Source organism: Methylophaga sp. UBA3613 (assembly GCF_002375415.1).
Taxonomy (GTDB): Bacteria; Pseudomonadota; Gammaproteobacteria; order Nitrosococcales; family Methylophagaceae; genus Methylophaga.
Genome location: NZ_DFLS01000014.1, coordinates 94,114 through 112,519 on the forward strand (window position 1 = coordinate 94,114; position 18,406 = coordinate 112,519).

The window sequence follows — 18,406 nt, forward strand, 5'->3', positions numbered from 1 at the left end:
TTAATTACAAAATGGGGGATGCTGTTCAGAAATCAAGTAATCGTCCTCAGAAAAGATCACTATTTTCTGAACTTACTAAGTAATTGAAAGTATTTTAATTGTATATAAATGACAAAATAAACCTTAACTTGACTTGACGCTGACTGGCGTTTCAATTGCTAAGCTAATATCTTGCAGACAGGTCAACATTGTTTCTGGTGAACAGGTTAACGAAGGAGCCATAGTGAGCTGAACTCGACTTGGCACAAAGGGTGCGGTAAACACTTTCCCCTGAGCTCTCACACCATCAATACGTACAGGAAACACTGGTGCACCTGACCAGCTTGCCAGCCGGCCTACGCCCCCCTTAATTTTTCTTGGTGGATCAGTATCCAGATGAATTTTTCCGTGGGGAAACAGCGCGATAATCTCACCTTGTTGCAAAGCTCTTAAGGCCTGTCTCAACGCCTGCTCAGGACGGCCGGAACGATCAACAGGAATACAACCTGCCTTTTTAAAAACCCAACTGACCAAAGGTCGCTCATACTCTTCCCGAGCAATCAAAAAGCGTAACGGACGTTTGCTGGCTGATATCAGTAATAATGGATCGACACCAGATACATGGTTGGCGACTATAATCGCCGGGCCAGTCTCTGGCAGATTTATTTTCTGTTGCGGTAAATGCTGAATATACCGGCAGATTAAGCGGGTCCAGCCATCCAGCCAGTTAACGGACGGTCCGCCCCAATCAGCTTCAGCATGAATAATGCCGATAAGCCAGATGCTGAAAGCGATTAATAGGAATAAACCAAGATATATGATCATTCCACCTCAAACGGTTCAGGATCACCCATACCAACGCGAACCACTTCGGGTAAGTCATTTACAAACTCGACAACGGTCGTCGGCTCACTGCCACATGCTCCGCCATCAATAATCAAATCCACATGTTTACTCAATTGATCGGCTATTTCATCGGCTTCGGTCATCGGCATGGTTTCGCCTGGCAAAATAAGTGTTGAACTCATTAACGGTTCATTCAGTTCTTCTAATAAGGCCAGGGCAATATTGTTAACCGGAATCCGTAAACCAATGGTTTTACGTTTGGGATGCTGCAATCGGCGGGGCACCTCTTTAGTAGCTGGTAATACAAATGTATAGGGGCCTGGGGTATGCGCCTTAATCAAGCGGAAAACGGCATTATTGAATTTGGCGTATACCGATAGCTCAGACAAATCCCGGCACACCAGGGTGAAATTGTGATCAGCATCCAGTTGGCGCAAACGACGTATGCGATCCATAGCCCCTTTATCACCCAAATGGCATCCCAGTGCATAGCCCGAATCAGTTGGATAAACCACCAAACCACCATTCATTATGATCTGACAGGCTTGTTTAATCAGTCGCGGTTGCGGGTTATCCGGGTGAATTTGAAAATACTGGCTCATCTAAAACCTTCATTAGTTCTTTAGTTGGTTAATTACTTGTATATACCATAACCCATGGCACATGACCGTTTTAGTGCCATAAAGACCATACCGGTTTACAGGAGGCCGGCAATGGCAGAAATCGTCCAAGCTCGCTCCAAGTCTGTTCTGGACCATGAAAATCCGATCCACAGGAAGCAAGCAACTCATAATGTTTGGCCAGTGCTGCTACATTTCTCAGTTGATCTGGATGCTGATGGCCGGAACTAACCTCAATGGCTTGTCCGCCCGCTGTTTTAAAATCATCAATCAGTCGTCGCAGCTTGGTACCGGTCATTTTATAACGTAATGGATGAGCAATAACCGCTTGGCCGCCCGCATCGGTTATCCATTCAACTGCGGATTCTAGATCAGTCCACTGTCCCGGCACATATCCGGGTTTACCTCGCACCAGAAAGCGTTTGAAAACGTCTTTAGTATTGGCGGCATGCCCTTGTTCGACCAGAAATTGTGCAAAATGCATTCGTCCTAACATAGTCTTCGACGCATATTTTCCGGCACCTTCAAGTGCACCCGAAATACCGGATTTTTCCAAACGCTGCGCAATTTGTTCAGCTCTTTGCTGCCGATATTGGCGGATATTGGCTAACCCGTTTTGCAATTTAGCATTTTCAATATCTATGTTAAGCCCGACAATATGCACCGTACTGCTATTCCAACTGACCGAAATTTCTACCCCGGGAATTAATATGAGTGGCTGTTCTGTGGCAGCCTCAAGCGCAGCCTTAATGCCCTCTGTACCATCATGATCAGTAAGCGCAAGCACATCGACTCCTTGCTGAACAGCTCGTTCAACCAATGCTTTTGGAGACAGGGCGCCATCAGAGGCGGTGGAATGGCAATGCAGGTCATAGTGCGTCATGGTGTTGATTTTACGTTAGAATGTGGCATCTCTGTAATAACTGAATAAAAAGATGAAACTATTTACTGATTTCCTGCCCATTATCCTGTTTTTCATTGCCTATAAATTTGGCGGTGGCGTCTACCATTGGAATGGTCAGGAATATGAGGTGGCCGGCATCTATGCTGCAACAGCGGTAATGATGGTCGCTACTCTACTTCAGGTTCTCTATGGTTTGCTGCGTCACGGCAAAGTGGAAAGACAGCATTTAATCACCTTCATTCTGGTGATGGTGCTTGGCGGGGCCACGCTCTGGTTACAGAACCCGGAATTTGTGATGTGGAAACCCACTGCGGTGAACTGGTTGTTTGCATTAGCCTTCATTGGTGCCAGAGTGTTTACCGATAAAACCCTGCTTGAGCGTCTCATGGCAGCGCATTTGCAATTGCCAACCGTGGTCTGGTCAAGACTGAACACGGCGTGGATTCTGTTTTTTATCTTTTCCGGATTTCTGAATATTTATATCGCATATTACTACTCGGAAGAAACCTGGGTGAACTTCAAATTATTTGGCTCTTTGGCCATTACAGTGGTATTTATTGCCGGACAGGCCATTTATTTGTCCCGTCATATAAACGAAAATAATTCGAAGGATGCATCCTGATGTTATATGCCATTATCAGCGAAGATAAGCCTGATAGCCTGCAACGGCGTATGGCTGCCCGTCCGGCGCATCTTGGTCGTCTTCAGGCGTTACAGGATGAAGGTCGTTTAGTGTTGGCTGGTCCACATCCGGTAATTGACAGCGAAGATCCCGGTGAAGCCGGATTCAGTGGCAGTTTGGTGGTCGCCGAATTTGACGACTTGCAAAACGCCCTGATTTGGGCCGAGGCCGACCCCTATATTGAGGCCGATGTGTACGCCAAAGTAACTGTTAAACCATTTCGTAAGGTCTTACCTTGAGTTTATCAACACAACAAAAACTGGAGCAGGCATTACAACAACTTGATCCGATTCAGATGCAGATCACCGATGACAGTCATCTGCATGCCGGACATGCAGGCAATACCGGTGGTGGCCACTTCACGGTATTTATTGTCAGTGACGCGTTTGCCGGTTTATCTTTAATCAAGCGTCACCGGCTGGTCTATGACGCTGCTGCTGAATTACTCCCATCTGCTATTCATGCGTTAAGCATTCAAGCTAAAACGCCTGATGAACTGAAATAATTCGGGCAATGGCAACAGAAAACAGCAAAGCTCAAAACCAGGCTTTTCTGGCCCAGCTGGAACGACAAAGACTACAAAAACCCTGTCAACGCATTATTGATTTACGCGGTAAAGTGACCGGTGAATGCCAGCCTTATGAATTTGGCGGTATCAATCATTATCTGGACGACCGTAGTTATTTAATTCTCAAGCAGCTGGTTGATCGCATGGGAGGGCATTACACCGTCGGTGTTTACGAAGCATTAATGCAGGCCGTTCGTCAGTTTCAACAGCAAGCACAACAACAGCAAACCACTCCAATTGAAGACGATGGCGTGTTGCTTATCCGGCTGGATCAACCGGTAAGACGTCAAGCGCCCCGCATGCTATTGACACTACCGGTCACCATTCAAGTGGGTGAACTTAGCTACCATGCAATGACGCTGGATGTCAGCATTGACGCCATCCGTGTCAGCATGAAGCATGTAGCTGCACTGGAAAAAAACGATACCGTTAATGTCAGTTTTGAACATTTTCCCGATACTCATAATACTGAGCCCACTCAAATAGCGTTTGATGTTACCCGGATGCATCATGAGGATCAGCGAACCTTTGCTGTATTACGCTTTCATGACTCAGTCGGTGATGACGTTCGTCAAGCTTGGCAAAACTGGTTAAGCAATCGAAATCAGCACAGTCCGGCTGAACTGAATAATGAAATTCTGAATCTGACACAAAATTGTCTGTTACGTTTATACAGCCAGCTAATGCCCAGCCTGCTCTGCTGGATGGGTGAGCAACAATCGCCCAATGTCACTGCACTCCACAGCAGCACTGTTTGTGATCAGATTTTCATCAACACGCCCGACTTGTTGTCAGTCGTGAAAAGGGTGATCTCTCATATTGAGCAAAACAATTTAAATTATGGGTTTGTGGTGCTTCATGAGGAAAAGCTGGTGGTGATTGATGCCAGTGAAATAGCAAAACTCAGACAATTTTGGCCATGGCCAAAAAACACACAATTATGGCATTTTCATGTATCAGCATTGGAAGTTGATGAAGCAATTTACCATCCGCATTTTGATATCATGGCTCAATCAGACCCGCGCATTGCTGTTGATTTTTCACGCAAAGTTTCACAATTAAAAAATCTGATAGAAATCACTGATATTTCGGCCTGCTTGCAACAGCTGAGTGATAATGAAAAGCAAATTCATGCTGATGAAAATATCGAAAAACCGGCGGTTCTTTTCAATTTACCCCCCGTCAGTTCGCTTAAAGCATTTATTCGACGCCAGCAAAGCCGCTATACCGTACTTACCCCCGTCAATTTATTTGTAAATAGTCAGGAATATTCTTCGCAAACGAACGAGGTTTCGATTAATGGACTGTCGTTGTCTGTCAATGCTGATTTGCCGGTGAAGCTGGGTGCCCGGGTAACCATGCATTTCACCCGTTGGCAATCACAGCGTCCGCAATTAAATTTACGTAGTGTGCCGTATGAAGTTAAGCGAGTGCAGAAGTTTGCTGAACAAACTGAACTTGGTTTGCAACGTCTGGTCACCCAATGCCCATTCGCTGTAAATCAGTTTTTTGAAAAGGCCATTAAAGATAACCAACAGTCATTATCGCGGCGCGAAGATGATTTATTGCAAATGCAGTACAGTCGGGTTTATCTGGATCTGCTGAGTCATGCACCACTCAACACAGCGCTATTTTTTGGCCTGGATATTCAACAAAAACGCGTATTGCAGGCGGTGGCTGGCCATTCTCAACTGTTAAATCAAACCGACAACAAATTATGGCAGGCGATTTCCAATTCCATTCAGCGGATCACATTACAGTTGAAAACCGTTCATACTGAAAATGTGGTAACTCATGGTATGGGTTTGTATTGTTACCGGTCAGGTTATCAACCCTGGCAGATCATCTGTGAACATGAACTGCAATCCGCAGAGGCCAAAAATCTGTTGCTGCACCGACTGTTCAATTCGGAAAGTTATTATATTTTTCATTGTCAGCTGGTCAACAACAAAACCGACTGGCTGCATGATGAGCAGGATTTGATACGTCAAATCAATGCATTACGTAATCAAAGTGCTCATCGCATTAAAAACCTAAGGCAGATGTTATTTTCAATATTTGCTGTGGCCTATTTAACTGATATCACTAGCTTCGTCCGCGATAGCATCGATTCTTAAACTAGGGCTGGTTGATCTTTCATCTCCACCTCGGTTATGAGATGAAAATCAACAAGCCCTAAGCCGCCACCATCATTTTATCTATCCACACCGAACCGCTACGGATATTGCTGCGTAAGTCCACATCATTAGCTACCGCTTGGATACCTTTGAACATATCCTGCAACTGACCGGCAATGGTGAACTCATCAATGGCATATTGAATCTCTCCATTTTCGACCCAGAATCCGGCAGCGCCTTGCGAATAATCACCATTAACAATATTGACGCCCATGCCCATGGTTTCAGTCACTATCACGCCCCGATCCATCGCCTTCAGCATGTCCTTAAATGTTAAATCATTACTATCAACGGTAAGATTATGTACTCCACCCGCATTAGCAGTGGTCGTCATATTCAGACGTCGGGCTGAATAACTGTCCAGCACATAACCCTGCAATACACCGTCGCGGATAATATCCCGATTTTGTGTCGCCACCCCTTCAGCATCAAAAGCCGAACTGCCCAGTGCCTTGAAGAGATGTGGCTGTTCATGGATATGCATAAATGATGGAAAAATCTGTTCACCCAGTTTATCCAGCAGAAAACTGGATTTACGATATAAGGCGCTGCCACGAATCCCGCCCACCAGCTGACCAAATAAAGATGAAGCAATTTCAGCAGCAAAGATCACCGGATAGTGACCAGTTTCAATTTCACGGGCATTTAGTCGTTTTAACGTCTGCTCAGCTGCTTTACGACCCACCGAAACAGCCGAAGCCAGATCATGGCTGTCACGGGCAACGTCATACCAGTAATCACGTTGCATACCAGTCTCATCACGGGCAATTAACGTACAGGACAAACTATGACGAGTGGATTGCGTCTGACCGATAAAACCGTGGCTGTTGGCATAAATCCGCTGACCTTCATGAGACGAAACACTGGCCCCTTCTGAGTTACTGATTAACGAATCAAAATCGCGACCAGCCTGCTCACATTCCATTGCCAGCGCAATAGCCTGTTCCGGAGACAATTCCCAAGGGTAATACAAATGCAGATCCGGAAAAGAGGTAGCCATTAATGCAGCATCGGCCAAACCGGCATATTTATCTTCCTGAGTGTGCTTGGCAATACTGCAGGCCATCGCCACTGTTTCGTGAATGGCTTCAGGTCGCAAATCGGAGGTACTGGCAGAAGCTTTGCTTTGTCCCAGATATACCGTTACGCCAAGCCCGGTGTCTTTATTGTGCTCCAGCGTTTCTATTTCAGCCTGACGCACATTTACCGATAATCCCAGACTTTGGCTGATACCCACTTCAGCAGCAGAGGCCCCCAGCTTTTTAGCCGCATCCAGCGCCTGTTGCGCTGCATTTGTTAATACTGATGCGTCAAGTTTACTCATATGATCAAATTTACCTCTTCGATATTCTGTCCATGTTTTTGAAAGCCCCGCATTTCCAAAACCCCGCGTGTATTCAATGAAATAATCAGGTACAACGCTTGTGGATAGTCTGCAACGTCCTCGTCAATAACTGACGGTAACGCTGGAGCATCGGGATGAGAGTGATAAATCGCGAACAATTCCTGATTACGTTCTTTCATTTCTTTTAATGCGGCTAACTGCTCACTGGCACTTAATGCAAATAACACACTGGCATCGGTTTTAACGCTGTCTACTGGGTAACACATACAGCGTTGCCCATGACGGCCTATTAGCCCGGAAATTTCCTGCTGAGGCGAAAGTTGCGCTTCATGTAATAGCTCATTCACCAATGTTCGCGGTAAACGTATCGTCGTTTTTGCTGTCATTTAGCTATTCTCATTATCGTGACATACCGGGCAGGCCGGATCCTGTTTTAACGTTATTTCTCTTATCTGCATTGACTGCGCATCAATTAATAATAAACGACCATTGAGGGACGTTCCTGTATTGGCAAGCAATTTGAGTGTTTCAATTGCCTGAATGGATCCCATCATGCCCAGTAATGGTGAAAGCACCCCGCTCTCCGCACAGCTTTGCTGAATATCGCCACCACTATCATCGTACAAACAACGATAACACGGTGCATCGGCTTGTCGCGCATCATAAACCGAAACTTGTCCTTCCCATCGAATAGCTGCAGCTGACACCAGCGGTGTTCTGGTTTTCTTGCTCACATGGTTGAGTAAAAAACGACTACTGAAATTATCGGTGCAATCGACAATCACGTCAGCAAGCGTTGCCTGCTGGGTTAACTCGGATTCGTCCAGGCGATGCTCAATGGTTTCAACTTTAATTGTGTCGTTCAAACTTTGCAAAGTCGCCGCAGCTGAATGCGTTTTTGCTTTGCCGACAGACGTTTGTCTATGCACAATTTGCCGCTGCAGATTGGTCAGCTCAACAATGTCATCATCGACCAGCACCAGATGCCCAACACCTGCAGCAGCCAGATACAAAGCTACTGGTGATCCCAGCCCTCCAAGACCAATAACCAGAACGCGGCTTTCCAAAACGCGCTGTTGGCCGGTGATGTCAAAATTCGGCAAAAGAATATGGCGGCTGTAACGCAGCAACTGTTCATCATTCATCAGCAGTATATTACCTGAATTCGCCACTTACGGAACGTTTGCCAATGACCACGCGATCCTGCTGGCCATAATCCTGAAAAGCCTGTATCTCAATGAAGCCGGCTTGCTGGAACAATACCTGAACAGCCTGCGACTGATCATAACCATGCTCTACCATTAACCAGCCATCAGACTTTAAGACCCGAGATGATTGGTGAACCAGTAGCCGGATATCATCCAGACCATCCTCTCCCGAAGCCAGTGCGGATAAGGGTTCAAAGCGTAAATCGCCATTGGTTAAATGAGGATCATCTGAACGGATATAAGGTGGATTTGAAATAATGATGTCCAGAGTCTCAGGCTGAATGGCATCCAACCATTGACCACGAAAAAAATGTACGTCTAGATTATTTTTTACCGCATTATGTTTAGCCTGCTGCAAGGCAGCCTCCGAAAAATCTGTTGCCAGCATCCAGATATCATGGCATTCCGATTTAATCGCCAGTGCAATAGCCCCACTGCCGGTTCCAAGATCGGCAATACACATTCCCGGCTGAATTTTTTCCAGGGCCAGTGACACCAGCAGCTCGGTGTCCGGTCGTGGGATCAGGGTATGCTGATTGACCTCAATATCCAGTGACCAGAAGCCTCGACTGCCGGTCAAGTGTGCAACCGGGATGCCTTGCTGGCGCTGTTCCACCAGTGAAACAAAGTTCTGTTGCTGGGATGATGTAAGTTGTTGTTCCGGATAACTGATCAATCGTGATGGAGTGCACTGCAGTACATGACATAACAGACTTTCAATATCTAGTCGCAGCGTTGGACTCATGACCCGTTGCAATCTGGCCCATTGCAAAGCCTGTTGAATCGTCATTTTCTTGTTAATTCATCAACTCAGAATAAATTGATTTGTAACAACGCCAATACACCAGCCGCCAGCGCGACCATCAATAATGCATTGGTCATACGCTGCCGCTTAATCAGCTGATTTTGTTGGAATTGCAGTTGCGCCAGTTCCTGCTGCAAGGTTTCGGTCGTGGGATCAACTGCGTCAGGCATTACTGCAAGTTGCTCGGTTATTGCTGTTTCAATTCTGGGTTGCAGTGCCGTTATCAATTGTTGTTCAATCGTGTGTTGTTGACTGGCCAACCAGCGCTCAGTTTGCGCCGCTACTTGCTGTTGCCAGTGATTGGACTGATTCAAGTTTTGCATGGCTGTTTCAGCGGCATCAGCGGCTTTTTCCAACAATACCGTCTGCATTTGTTCCGTTTGAGTGTTGAGTTGATGCTGAACCTTTTCCTGTACCGTATTACTGATCTGCTGACTTATTTCTGCAGACAGCCTTGCCGCTAATCCATCCAGTTTTTCATCAATCAACTGCCGGGCGATATTTTCTGCAATCTGCTGACTTTGTTGCTCTGTTTGCTGTTGAGCCTGTTGTAACCAGCTTGATAATAACTGTTGCTCAACCTGCGCAGTAATTTCTTCAATTGATGGAATAGCGGGAATTTCAACAGGCGATAACGGTTCGGGTACAGAGGGTTGTTTTTCTTCTGTGGCCACAGAAGGGGCTGATAAGGCAGCTAAAATCGATTGTAACTGTTGTGCTTCCGGTGGCTTGGACAATAAAGACAATACCCCACTGTCGTGCGCCGACAGTTTATCCGCTTCACTGTCATTACTGGTACAAAGTACCACCGGAATGGATTGCCAGCGGGCATCATTTTTTATCTGACGGGTAGCAGTCAAGCCATCCATGCCAGGCATCATCAAATCCATAAAAATAATTAATGGTGTTTGGTCACTGCTTTCCAGCCACGACAAGGCTTCATCAGCACTACCCTGCTCAACTACTGAAAATCCAGCAGATTGCAGTAGTTTGCACAACATCATGCGGGCAACACGGGAATCATCAACGACTAATGCAAGTTTGGTGGTCATACCTTCTACCTCTGATGACTTAACTGTAACGGTGCGGATCCAGTTGGATCGTCTTGACGCGTTTACCCAACATGACGATTTCACCACGATAACGTTGTTGCATATCACTGGCAAACTCAAAAAAATAGGTACGCTCTAATTGTACTCTGCCGGTCGCACCTCGTTTAAGACGGATTTTTTGCCAGGCCACAGTATCGTTGAGAAAACTCACCCCCATCGACTGACAATATTGACTGGCAACCTTGCTTGCGTGTTCCGCAACGCCGCGGCTGTCCCACCATATCCAGCCTATGAACGCCAGAATCAACAACACAATGGTACTATCATTCACGCGATATCTCCCCAGCCAGCCTGCACCATCGCTAATGCTGCTGCAGAAGCGGTTTCGGTTCTCAGAATTCTCGGCCCTAATGTAATACCACTGAACCCCGCATCATTTGCCCGTTGTACCTCTATTTCACTCAGGCCACCTTCGGGACCAATCAGTAAAGCGATCTGCTGGGCTTTTTTTACACTGGAAAAACTTTTTATCGCCTCTGGATCCAAGACCAGTTTGCAGGCATCGTTCACATTTTCCAAAGCTGAATCTATCGAAGTGATGGGCAATAACTCAGGCAAATAACTTCTGCCACTTTGTTCACAGGCACTGATAATCACTCCCTGCCAATGATTTATTCTTTTCTCGGCACGATCCCCGGAAAGCTGAACATTACAACGCTCGGTCACCACCGGCATAATACGTTTCACGCCAAGCTCAACCGCTTTCTGTATGGCGTAATCCATCCGTTCGCCTCTTGAAATACCCTGCATCAACAGAATATCCAATGGAGACTCATTATCTGTGTGTATTTGCTGTTGCAGGCTGACGGTGGCCTGACGCTTATCAACCTGCTCCAGCTGAGCCTGATATTCCAGGCCTTGCCCATCAAATAAATTCAATAAAGCACCAGGCTTCATGCGAAGCACCTGCACGGCATGGCGGAAAACCTCATCTGGCAACTGCATTGGTGAATTGGCAGGCACTAGAGACGCGCAATAAAAACGGGAAACACGCATAAACAAGCTTCAACTGACAAAATGAATCAGCAGTTTACAGACTGCATCACAGAGTTTGAATAATAAACCGTAAATGGCTGATATACTTTTTGCCATGGATACCGACCTCGCCAAACTTCAAAATTGCCTGACTGACACGGTTCAGCAGCATTTAATGCCATTATTCAATACTGTCAGCCGTCAATATAAACATGATGGCAGCGTGGTAACCGTTGCTGACAAATTGATGCAGCAGACCATCACCGAGGTTTTGCAGCGGGATTTTCCAGATATCAAATTACTTGGCGAGGAAATGACTGCCCTTGAACAAGCTGAATTACTCGGCAGTAATGACGCACTTTGGTGCCTCGATCCAATAGACGGAACCAGTAATTTTGCCGCCGGCATGCCCTTCTTTTCCATTTCCCTTGCCCTTATTGAAAAGGGCGAAGTAACGCTTGGATTAGTTTATGACCCGGTAATGAATGAGTGTTTTGCGGCAAAAAAAGGCGCAGGGGCATGGCTTAACGGTCAGCGATTAAAAGCTGAAATTTCCGGACTTGCACTTAATCAGACCCTGGCCATCATAGATTTCAAACGTTTACCCATATCCCTCTCTAAACGACTGGTTGAAGAAAAACCTTATGGTTCGCAACGCAGTCTGGGCTCAATTGCCTTGGAGCTTTGTTGGCTGGCTGCGGGGCGTGCTCAATTGTATCTGCATGGACGGCAGCAGATTTGGGATTATGCTGCAGCACAGCTGGTTATTCAGGAAGCTGGTGCATTTGCCTGTACTTTGGATAATGAGCCGGTGTTCAGCCGTAGTTTAACTCCCCGTTCAACCTGTGCTGCCAGCGATGAAAACCTGTTTGCCGCCTGGCGTGATTACCTGCATGTACCGCGTAGTGATGGCTGAATTATTTCTCGAAGTAAACTGGCCTGCTCCAAAACATATTAGAGCAATTACCACCACCCGAAACGGTGGACAAAGTCTGGCCCCCTATTTTTCGTTAAATTTGGGCGATCATGTTGGCGATAACCCACAGGCGGTAGCGGCTAACCGACAGAGACTATTTGAAAAGGCTTTATTACCAGCCGAGCCGTTATGGCTTAAGCAAACCCATAGCACCGACGTTATTGATGCAAAACGTTGGCAAGCCGATATTGAAGCCGACGCCATCATCAGTGATTCACCAGACACAGTCTGTACGGTAATGACAGCAGATTGTTTACCGTTATTAATGACGGATAGATCGGGTTCACAAGTGGCTGCTGTTCACGCAGGCTGGCGTGGTTTAAAAAACGGCATTATTGAAAACACATTGGCCCAGTTCAAAGCGCCATCTTCAGAGATCATTGTCTGGCTGGGCCCGGCGATTGGCCCACAGGCTTTTGAAGTTGGCCCGGAAGTTAAAGCTGGATTTGTGGCAATTGATACTGAGGCTGAATCGGCTTTTATTCCAACTCATACCGATCGTTATTTGGCAGATATCTATCTGCTCGCCAGACAACGCCTGATTGCGCAAGACGTAACTGCAATCTATGGAGGTGACAATTGTACCTTCACTGAAAAACAGCGTTTTTTCTCGTTTCGCCGCGATGGTGTAACAGGGCGAATGGCAACACTGATATGGATTGGAGCTGAATAAGGTATGATTTGCGCATTATTTTTGTCGGTCAGGTACATATGGACTTATTAATCTGGATTATCATTTTCAGTATTCTGGGGGGGCTGCTAAGCGTAATAATTGCGTCAAGTTTTCTGCTATTACCCACCAATACTCGCCAACATGCAGTGCCTCATCTGGTCAGTTTTGCTATTGGAGCCTTGCTTGGTGCCTCCTTCCTGGGTTTGCTACCGCACGCCATTGAGCATGAATTTGTGGTTGATCCACATACTATCGGGCTCACGTTACTGATTGGTTTATTGAGTTTTTTCCTGTTGGAAAAAATGGTGTTATGGCGTCACTGTCACAGCCATCATGGTCATGAAAATATTCCAGAACTGGGGGATGATCACCACCACCATCATCAGGAAGATCCCAAAAAAGCCGCTGGCGCTTTAATTTTGATTGGCGATGCCATTCACAACTTTGTTGATGGTGTTTTGATTGCCGCCGCATTTTTAACGGATGTACATCTGGGGATTGTCACCGCATTGGCGATTGCTGCACATGAGATCCCCCAAGAACTAGGTGACTTTGTCATCTTGTTGCACAGTGGTTACTCACGGCGCAAGGCACTCTATTTCAATATGCTTTCCAGTCTGGCAACGGTCGTCGGTGCCGTAGCCGCCTATTTCCTGCTGGCCGATATGCAGCACATTCTTCCGTATATTCTGGTTGTTGCAGCTTCCAGTTTTATTTATATTGCTGTGGCCGATTTGATTCCGGGTCTGCACAGCAAAGTAAAACCTTCCGAAACATTCCAGCAAATCTCCTTGATTGCTGCAGGGGTGGTGTTTATTTATCTGGCGCATAGCACGCTGCATTAATGCCAGCTAAACACGATACATTGATCATTGGCCCATCATGGGTCGGTGATATGGTGATGGCGCAGTCTTTATTTGCTGCGCTTAAACAGCGCTATCCAGATGGCAATATTGATGTGCTGGCACCAGAATGGACCCGTCCATTAGTTGCACGTATGCCGGAAATCCGTGAAGCCATTAGCATGCCGGTAACCCATGGTGTGTTTGGCTGGAAGCAACGCCGGCAAATCGGTATGAGTTTACGCCATAAAAAGTATGATCAATCTATTGTGCTGCCAAACTCCTGGAAGTCAGCACTTATTCCCTGGTTTGCCAAAATACCCACTCGCACCGGCTGGTTAGGCGAAATGCGTTATGGGTTGCTTAACGATCCACGCAAACTCAATAAACAAGCTTTACCGTTAATGGTGCAACGTTTTGTAGCGCTGGCATATCCGGCAAGTCAGGCACATCTCGCACCAGAGTATTTTCCTCCCAAAATGATTGCTGAACCTGTATCCAGTGAACTTGCTCCGGTTAAATCGCCAAATCAGAAACGTCTGGTTTTATGCCCGGGCGCTGAATTTGGGCCGGCAAAACAATGGCCAGCAACTCATTACGCTGAGCTGGGTGAGAGGCTTACGCAGGAAGGCTGGCAAGTTTTGATTATGGGCTCAAAAGCCGATATAGCGGTAGCTGAAGAGATCGTTGAAGGTATAACTGATAAACACAATGTAGTGAACCTATGTGGTAAAACCCAACTGGGCGAAGCCATAGATTTAATTGCCACAGCGGATCAGGTCGTCAGTAATGATTCCGGCTTGATGCATATTGCTGCTGCACTCAATAAGCCTTTAATCGCGATTTACGGCCCGACTTCGCCTGCTTTTACCCCGCCACTCTCCGATAATGCCCAACTGGTGCAGATACCTATTGAGTGTAGCCCTTGTTTTCAGCGGACCTGTCCACTGGGCCACCATAAATGTATGCAGGATATTTCATCTGCCACCATTACCAAAATAGTTCTAACAAATTGATTTTTTATCAACACCATAACAATAGAAAGAGTAAGGGATTAGAATGTGGCAAGGTTACTAAATGTTGAAGAATAAGTCATGACGGATACTGAAGGAAACCATTTTGATAATAATGAAGATACGCATTATATTCTTCAAATTTGTCACTGTTATTACGATCCATTTCTTGATTGTGCCCGTCAATTTTCCGCGATATTTAAAGGGACAAAATATCGGGTAGTAACTGTTTTTATGACAGGTGAACCAGACGATGCTGTGGCAAAAGCAGCAGATTCGGATGAGGTCATTTTCCTGGGGCACTCCAGCAAAAAACTACGGGGCTTAAAACTTCAAGTTATTCGTGAAATTCACCAAATTGCAAAACGATATCCTTTTGAGTTTTGTATCGCACACCGTGCTAAATCTGCTTACGTAGGTTTATTAGCTACAAAATTACCGATTTATAGTATCCGCCATAGCTTTGGGGACTTTGATCGCTCCAGCCGGCGCTGGATGCTCAACCGTTTCCAGCATCGAGTTACAATTCTGGCTGTATCGAATGCAGTTCGAGATGAAATTCGACTTCATTTATCTCATTGGCCTGCGGAGCAGATTGTCACTTTTTATAATCACCTTGATGTTGAAAAAGTTCAAAGTGAACTACTAACTCGTACTCAGGCCAGGGAAGCACTAAATTTATCGGACACCGCCTGGGTAGTAGGAAGTGTTGGCAGGCTCCACCCCGATAAGGATCCCAAAACTTTGATTAGGGGATTTGCCTCAGCGCTTGAAAGGTTACCTGAACAATCGCTATTGGTCATGATTGGTACAGGCCGACTTGAAAATGAGCTCAAAACATTAATCCATTCACTGGGAATTGAAAATAATGTGTTGTTACTCGGCAAAATTCCTCTAGCAAGACAGTATTTCAAAGCTTTCGACTGTTTCGTTTTAGCATCAGATCACGAACCGTTTGGTATGGTTTTATTAGAAGCTATGGCAGCAAACCTGCCGATTATCAGTTCAGATTGTGGCGGTGCACCAGAGGTTGTAGGTGATACAGGTTTATTATTTGAACTGGGAAATGCAGATGAGCTTGCCGATAAGATTGCTGAGCTGGCAAATGATGAGAATAAGCCCAAACGTATGACGCAGCAACGACTTGAAAACTATTTTTCTGATGAATCAGCAAAACATACATTTTTCAGTCAGATACTAAAATCTAATCACTCAGAAATATTGAAATAAATTTAGTTTGAATCGACAATTGGGGTACCTGACCAGTTTATAGTCTTTTTTATTGTTTCTCTTTTGCTTTGCCATTCTTTGGCAAGAATTAAGGCAAAAGGTAACCACAGCATTAACCAAACTTCATCAGGATTATTGATAATACTGTTACTATCAAGCATCAAGGTTAAAACCCCGGCAAAAAGAAATCCACCCCACCAGTTTTTTTGCTGCCATGCCATATTTAAAATACTAAGAATCATGATAGAAAACAGTATTAAGGGCACAATGCCGTAATGATAAAGTAAATTCACAAGTATATTGTGAGTGATAAATACCTCACTTCCATCAGGCTGCCATACCAAGTGAGGAGAGGGAGTTTCTGGATAACCACATCCCAGCATTACTCCACAGTCACGCCACGCTAACAGGTAGCCGTTCCAAATAGCCAAACGATGCGAATCACCACGCTCAATCAGTTCAGTAGATTGGCCAGCCAAATCAAACATTGGAATTGATATAACCATTAATGTCAGTAAACCTGCAACCAGAAATATCAGTCCTTTATAACCGAAACCTCTTACCATACAGATCAACATAAAAGCACACCATACGCCCATTCCAACAAGGCCAGTGCGACTCTGGAGGATTAAAGCAATGGCCAAAAAAGCCAAAACAAAGCCAATAAGTCCTTCCCAAAAATTTCTATCTTTAATCCAGTGCGGACCAACTATAAACAAGCTACAACTAATAAACATACTGATCTGAATAGGACTGTAGAGTCTTGATATACCGGGGTTCAGACGAGTCCCTAAGGGTTCGTTGCCAATTAAATAAAAGGAAATAGCACAAGCAGTAGTGTAAAGAAGCCCCCCCCAGAACAACATTCTGGCAAAGGTTTTACTGCTGAAAAAGTTTGGGTCTACAAAGCGAGATATTGAATAAACAAATACCAGAACATATAGGGCATGAATAATGGCCCTAGTATGATAAAAGGCGGAATAAAAGGTAATTACCGAGCATAAAATCAAAAAAACCCATTCCGTTGAATTTATTGGCTTAAGTAATTTGTAGTTTCTAAGTAAAAGGTAAAGCCCCGGAATTGCAATGAAGATGTAATAAAAATTATTCCCCATTTTACTAGTAGGTAACACTAAAAAAGATGCCACAAATAATGCCAGCATCCAACTAAAATAGGTTCTAACGGTCATTCAAAAGTCTCTCGATTAAAGATAGGTACTCGTTTCGATAACGTTGTAAAGAGAACTGAGCCTGTAAGTATTTAAAGGACTGTTCTCCTAATTCTGCTCTTTGTTCTGGAGTCAACTTCAAACAATCACTCAGTACTTTTGCTAAATCATCAGGGTTTTGAACTTCAAAACACATTCCACCAGCCGGACGAACAATGTAATCCATAGAGGGAATTGATGTTGTCAGTATGGGAAGTTTTGCCGTCATCGCTTCCATTAATGCCAGCGGCAGACCTTCACTATGAGAAGGCATAATCCAAATATCGAAAGCTTTTACATACCTAGCAGCACCATCTACGTTACCTAAAAGAAATACTTTCTCGGATAAGCCTAGGCTCGCAATTTCAGTTTCTAGTGTTTTACGTTCTTTACCTTCACCAATAATTGCTATTAAGACATCGGGGAATTGTTGATGGATCTTGGCAAAACCTCTTATCAGGTCGATATGGCCTTTACGCTTATCAAGCCTTCCAATCGTACCCACTATGGTCTTTGCTGTTGGCAAGTCGAGTGTTTTTCTGGAAACGTCTGCTGGATAGAGCAGCGATAACATTTGTTCTGAATCGATGGCATTTTCAATGACGGTAACGTTATGTTCATTAAAACCACAATTCAGATCAAAGAGTCCTTGTCGGACTGATTCTGAAACCGCAACAAAATGCCATTTATGTGCAATTAACCTGACCATCAATCTTCGCATAAATGGCCGATAATCACTAAGGATGTGCACAACCGAAAGACATTTAGGTCGGCCAATAAGCCAATGTAACCAGACCATTAATGAGGTAGGTTTGAATCGGTTGCAAATTACAACATCAAAGCGATCTTTTCTAAAGATGTTAAATAATTCATAAAGAGCTCGCAGTCTCAAACCTCTTAGATATTTTTTTGGCAGTTCAAGGTAGATGGTTCGTTCCGCACAGCTCTCTTTTTCACCAGGTTTAGGTTTGCCAGTTACAAATAATGTTGTAGTGGAGAATTTTTCAGGTGGAAGCGCTTTGATTACCTGTTCAGCAAGGTCAGCTACATCAATCGGCTTTATGTTGTAGCCTTGATGAAGTTGAAGGACAGAAATATCTCGGTTTGCCATCTAATTTGCTTTGTTGGAAATCCTCAAATTATACAGCATAATTCCCCCTTTGGACTTTCATAAACCAGGCATAAAACTTAGTTCATAGAACAGCAATATGTTTTTACTAATGTCAAATACTTGAACTAGAAA

At 45.0% G+C, this 18,406-nt stretch carries 21 protein-coding genes; 9 read left to right on the forward strand and 12 right to left on the reverse strand.

The window, feature by feature from the left end; all coding sequences use genetic code 11:
• Positions 1–123: 123 nt before the first annotated feature.
• The 3 genes from B3S93_RS15260 to B3S93_RS15270 all read right to left on the reverse strand — a co-directional run bounded on the left by B3S93_RS15260 (position 124) and on the right by B3S93_RS15270 (position 2,328).
• Complete coding sequence (locus B3S93_RS15260; RefSeq protein WP_292400949.1) at positions 124–804, reverse strand: lysophospholipid acyltransferase family protein; 681 nt, start codon at positions 802–804, stop codon at positions 124–126.
• Positions 801–1,427, reverse strand: coding sequence for an L-threonylcarbamoyladenylate synthase (locus B3S93_RS15265; RefSeq protein ID WP_292400953.1), 627 nt, complete (start codon positions 1,425–1,427; stop codon positions 801–803). Before B3S93_RS15265 ends, B3S93_RS15260 begins: the two co-directional genes overlap by 4 nt.
• A gap of 70 nt (positions 1,428–1,497) precedes the next feature.
• Positions 1,498–2,328 (reverse strand): PHP domain-containing protein, encoded by an 831-nt coding sequence (locus B3S93_RS15270; protein ID WP_292400955.1) that lies wholly within the window; start codon positions 2,326–2,328, stop codon positions 1,498–1,500.
• Between the two features lie 52 nt (positions 2,329–2,380).
• Here B3S93_RS15270 and B3S93_RS15275 point away from each other — a divergent pair, with 52 nt between their 5' ends.
• The 4 genes from B3S93_RS15275 to B3S93_RS15290 are packed head-to-tail and all read left to right on the forward strand — an operon-like array spanning position 2,381 to position 5,716.
• Positions 2,381–2,971, forward strand: coding sequence for a septation protein A (locus B3S93_RS15275; protein WP_292400959.1), 591 nt, complete (start codon positions 2,381–2,383; stop codon positions 2,969–2,971).
• A complete protein-coding gene (locus tag B3S93_RS15280; RefSeq protein WP_292400962.1) occupies positions 2,971–3,270 on the forward strand; it encodes a YciI family protein in 300 nt (99 codons plus the stop codon). The genes B3S93_RS15275 and B3S93_RS15280 overlap by 1 nt, the downstream gene beginning before the upstream one ends.
• On the forward strand, positions 3,267–3,536 hold the full coding sequence (locus B3S93_RS15285) for a BolA family protein (protein ID WP_292400965.1): 270 nt from the start codon (positions 3,267–3,269) through the stop codon (positions 3,534–3,536). The genes B3S93_RS15280 and B3S93_RS15285 overlap by 4 nt, the downstream gene beginning before the upstream one ends.
• Positions 3,537–3,544: 8 nt before the next feature.
• Positions 3,545–5,716 (forward strand): PilZ domain-containing protein, encoded by a 2,172-nt coding sequence (locus B3S93_RS15290; protein WP_292400968.1) that lies wholly within the window; start codon positions 3,545–3,547, stop codon positions 5,714–5,716.
• Positions 5,717–5,774: 58 nt separating this feature from the next.
• Here the strand turns inward: B3S93_RS15290 and pmbA are convergent, their stop codons facing one another.
• From pmbA to B3S93_RS15325, 7 genes are read right to left on the reverse strand one after another with little or no spacing between them, the layout of a single operon-like run.
• The gene (pmbA, locus tag B3S93_RS15295; protein WP_292400971.1) at positions 5,775–7,100 is read right to left on the reverse strand and encodes a metalloprotease PmbA; all 1,326 of its coding nucleotides are present in this window, start codon (positions 7,098–7,100) and stop codon (positions 5,775–5,777) included.
• Positions 7,097–7,507 (reverse strand): M67 family metallopeptidase, encoded by a 411-nt coding sequence (locus B3S93_RS15300; RefSeq protein ID WP_292356129.1) that lies wholly within the window; start codon positions 7,505–7,507, stop codon positions 7,097–7,099. The genes pmbA and B3S93_RS15300 overlap by 4 nt, the downstream gene beginning before the upstream one ends.
• Positions 7,508–8,266, reverse strand: coding sequence for a HesA/MoeB/ThiF family protein (locus B3S93_RS15305; protein WP_292400975.1), 759 nt, complete (start codon positions 8,264–8,266; stop codon positions 7,508–7,510).
• 10 nt (positions 8,267–8,276) lie between these two features.
• Complete coding sequence (gene prmC / locus B3S93_RS15310) at positions 8,277–9,119, reverse strand: peptide chain release factor N(5)-glutamine methyltransferase (RefSeq protein ID WP_292400979.1); 843 nt, start codon at positions 9,117–9,119, stop codon at positions 8,277–8,279.
• A gap of 20 nt (positions 9,120–9,139) precedes the next feature.
• Entirely contained in the window at positions 9,140–10,186 is a 1,047-nt protein-coding gene (locus B3S93_RS15315; protein ID WP_292400982.1) for a response regulator, read from the reverse strand.
• A gap of 19 nt (positions 10,187–10,205) precedes the next feature.
• The gene (locus B3S93_RS15320; RefSeq protein WP_292400984.1) at positions 10,206–10,517 is read right to left on the reverse strand and encodes a DUF3301 domain-containing protein; all 312 of its coding nucleotides are present in this window, start codon (positions 10,515–10,517) and stop codon (positions 10,206–10,208) included.
• Positions 10,514–11,242 (reverse strand): 16S rRNA (uracil(1498)-N(3))-methyltransferase, encoded by a 729-nt coding sequence (locus B3S93_RS15325; protein WP_292400986.1) that lies wholly within the window; start codon positions 11,240–11,242, stop codon positions 10,514–10,516. Before B3S93_RS15325 ends, B3S93_RS15320 begins: the two co-directional genes overlap by 4 nt.
• Positions 11,243–11,315: 73 nt before the next feature.
• Between B3S93_RS15325 and B3S93_RS15330 the strand changes: the two genes are divergently transcribed.
• The 5 genes from B3S93_RS15330 to B3S93_RS15350 all read left to right on the forward strand — a co-directional run bounded on the left by B3S93_RS15330 (position 11,316) and on the right by B3S93_RS15350 (position 15,955).
• The gene (locus B3S93_RS15330; protein ID WP_292400989.1) at positions 11,316–12,137 is read left to right on the forward strand and encodes an inositol monophosphatase family protein; all 822 of its coding nucleotides are present in this window, start codon (positions 11,316–11,318) and stop codon (positions 12,135–12,137) included.
• Positions 12,115–12,870, forward strand: coding sequence for a peptidoglycan editing factor PgeF (gene pgeF / locus B3S93_RS15335; protein WP_292400992.1), 756 nt, complete (start codon positions 12,115–12,117; stop codon positions 12,868–12,870). The genes B3S93_RS15330 and pgeF overlap by 23 nt, the downstream gene beginning before the upstream one ends.
• Positions 12,871–12,908: 38 nt before the next feature.
• A complete protein-coding gene (locus B3S93_RS15340; RefSeq protein ID WP_292401429.1) occupies positions 12,909–13,715 on the forward strand; it encodes a ZIP family metal transporter in 807 nt (268 codons plus the stop codon).
• Complete coding sequence (gene waaF / locus B3S93_RS15345) at positions 13,715–14,728, forward strand: lipopolysaccharide heptosyltransferase II (protein WP_292400995.1); 1,014 nt, start codon at positions 13,715–13,717, stop codon at positions 14,726–14,728. The genes B3S93_RS15340 and waaF overlap by 1 nt, the downstream gene beginning before the upstream one ends.
• A gap of 78 nt (positions 14,729–14,806) precedes the next feature.
• Complete coding sequence (locus tag B3S93_RS15350; protein ID WP_292400998.1) at positions 14,807–15,955, forward strand: glycosyltransferase; 1,149 nt, start codon at positions 14,807–14,809, stop codon at positions 15,953–15,955.
• A gap of 2 nt (positions 15,956–15,957) precedes the next feature.
• Here the strand turns inward: B3S93_RS15350 and B3S93_RS15355 are convergent, their stop codons facing one another.
• A complete protein-coding gene (locus B3S93_RS15355; RefSeq protein WP_292401001.1) occupies positions 15,958–17,145 on the reverse strand; it encodes an O-antigen ligase family protein in 1,188 nt (395 codons plus the stop codon).
• Positions 17,135–18,274, reverse strand: coding sequence for a glycosyltransferase (locus B3S93_RS15360; RefSeq protein ID WP_292401004.1), 1,140 nt, complete (start codon positions 18,272–18,274; stop codon positions 17,135–17,137). Before B3S93_RS15360 ends, B3S93_RS15355 begins: the two co-directional genes overlap by 11 nt.
• Positions 18,275–18,406: the final 132 nt, after the last annotated feature.

What these genes read in the sequence shown, in the direction of transcription:
- waaF (WP_292400995.1), top strand. Translation starts at nt 13,715, where the DNA reads ATGCCAGCTAAACACGATACATTGATCATTGGCCCATCATGGGTCGGT.
- B3S93_RS15325 (WP_292400986.1), bottom strand. Translation starts at nt 11,242, where the DNA reads ATGCGTGTTTCCCGTTTTTATTGCGCGTCTCTAGTGCCTGCCAATTCA.
- B3S93_RS15290 (WP_292400968.1), top strand. Translation starts at nt 3,545, where the DNA reads ATGGCAACAGAAAACAGCAAAGCTCAAAACCAGGCTTTTCTGGCCCAG.
- B3S93_RS15315 (WP_292400982.1), bottom strand. Translation starts at nt 10,186, where the DNA reads ATGACCACCAAACTTGCATTAGTCGTTGATGATTCCCGTGTTGCCCGC.
- pmbA (WP_292400971.1), bottom strand. Translation starts at nt 7,100, where the DNA reads ATGAGTAAACTTGACGCATCAGTATTAACAAATGCAGCGCAACAGGCG.
- B3S93_RS15265 (WP_292400953.1), bottom strand. Translation starts at nt 1,427, where the DNA reads ATGAGCCAGTATTTTCAAATTCACCCGGATAACCCGCAACCGCGACTG.
- pgeF (WP_292400992.1), top strand. Translation starts at nt 12,115, where the DNA reads ATGTACCGCGTAGTGATGGCTGAATTATTTCTCGAAGTAAACTGGCCT.
- prmC (WP_292400979.1), bottom strand. Translation starts at nt 9,119, where the DNA reads ATGACGATTCAACAGGCTTTGCAATGGGCCAGATTGCAACGGGTCATG.
- B3S93_RS15270 (WP_292400955.1), bottom strand. Translation starts at nt 2,328, where the DNA reads ATGACGCACTATGACCTGCATTGCCATTCCACCGCCTCTGATGGCGCC.
- B3S93_RS15275 (WP_292400959.1), top strand. Translation starts at nt 2,381, where the DNA reads ATGAAACTATTTACTGATTTCCTGCCCATTATCCTGTTTTTCATTGCC.
- B3S93_RS15355 (WP_292401001.1), bottom strand. Translation starts at nt 17,145, where the DNA reads ATGACCGTTAGAACCTATTTTAGTTGGATGCTGGCATTATTTGTGGCA.
- B3S93_RS15280 (WP_292400962.1), top strand. Translation starts at nt 2,971, where the DNA reads ATGTTATATGCCATTATCAGCGAAGATAAGCCTGATAGCCTGCAACGG.
- B3S93_RS15305 (WP_292400975.1), bottom strand. Translation starts at nt 8,266, where the DNA reads ATGAATGATGAACAGTTGCTGCGTTACAGCCGCCATATTCTTTTGCCG.
- B3S93_RS15360 (WP_292401004.1), bottom strand. Translation starts at nt 18,274, where the DNA reads ATGGCAAACCGAGATATTTCTGTCCTTCAACTTCATCAAGGCTACAAC.
- B3S93_RS15300 (WP_292356129.1), bottom strand. Translation starts at nt 7,507, where the DNA reads ATGACAGCAAAAACGACGATACGTTTACCGCGAACATTGGTGAATGAG.
- B3S93_RS15350 (WP_292400998.1), top strand. Translation starts at nt 14,807, where the DNA reads ATGACGGATACTGAAGGAAACCATTTTGATAATAATGAAGATACGCAT.
- B3S93_RS15260 (WP_292400949.1), bottom strand. Translation starts at nt 804, where the DNA reads ATGATCATATATCTTGGTTTATTCCTATTAATCGCTTTCAGCATCTGG.
- B3S93_RS15330 (WP_292400989.1), top strand. Translation starts at nt 11,316, where the DNA reads ATGGCTGATATACTTTTTGCCATGGATACCGACCTCGCCAAACTTCAA.
- B3S93_RS15340 (WP_292401429.1), top strand. Translation starts at nt 12,909, where the DNA reads ATGGACTTATTAATCTGGATTATCATTTTCAGTATTCTGGGGGGGCTG.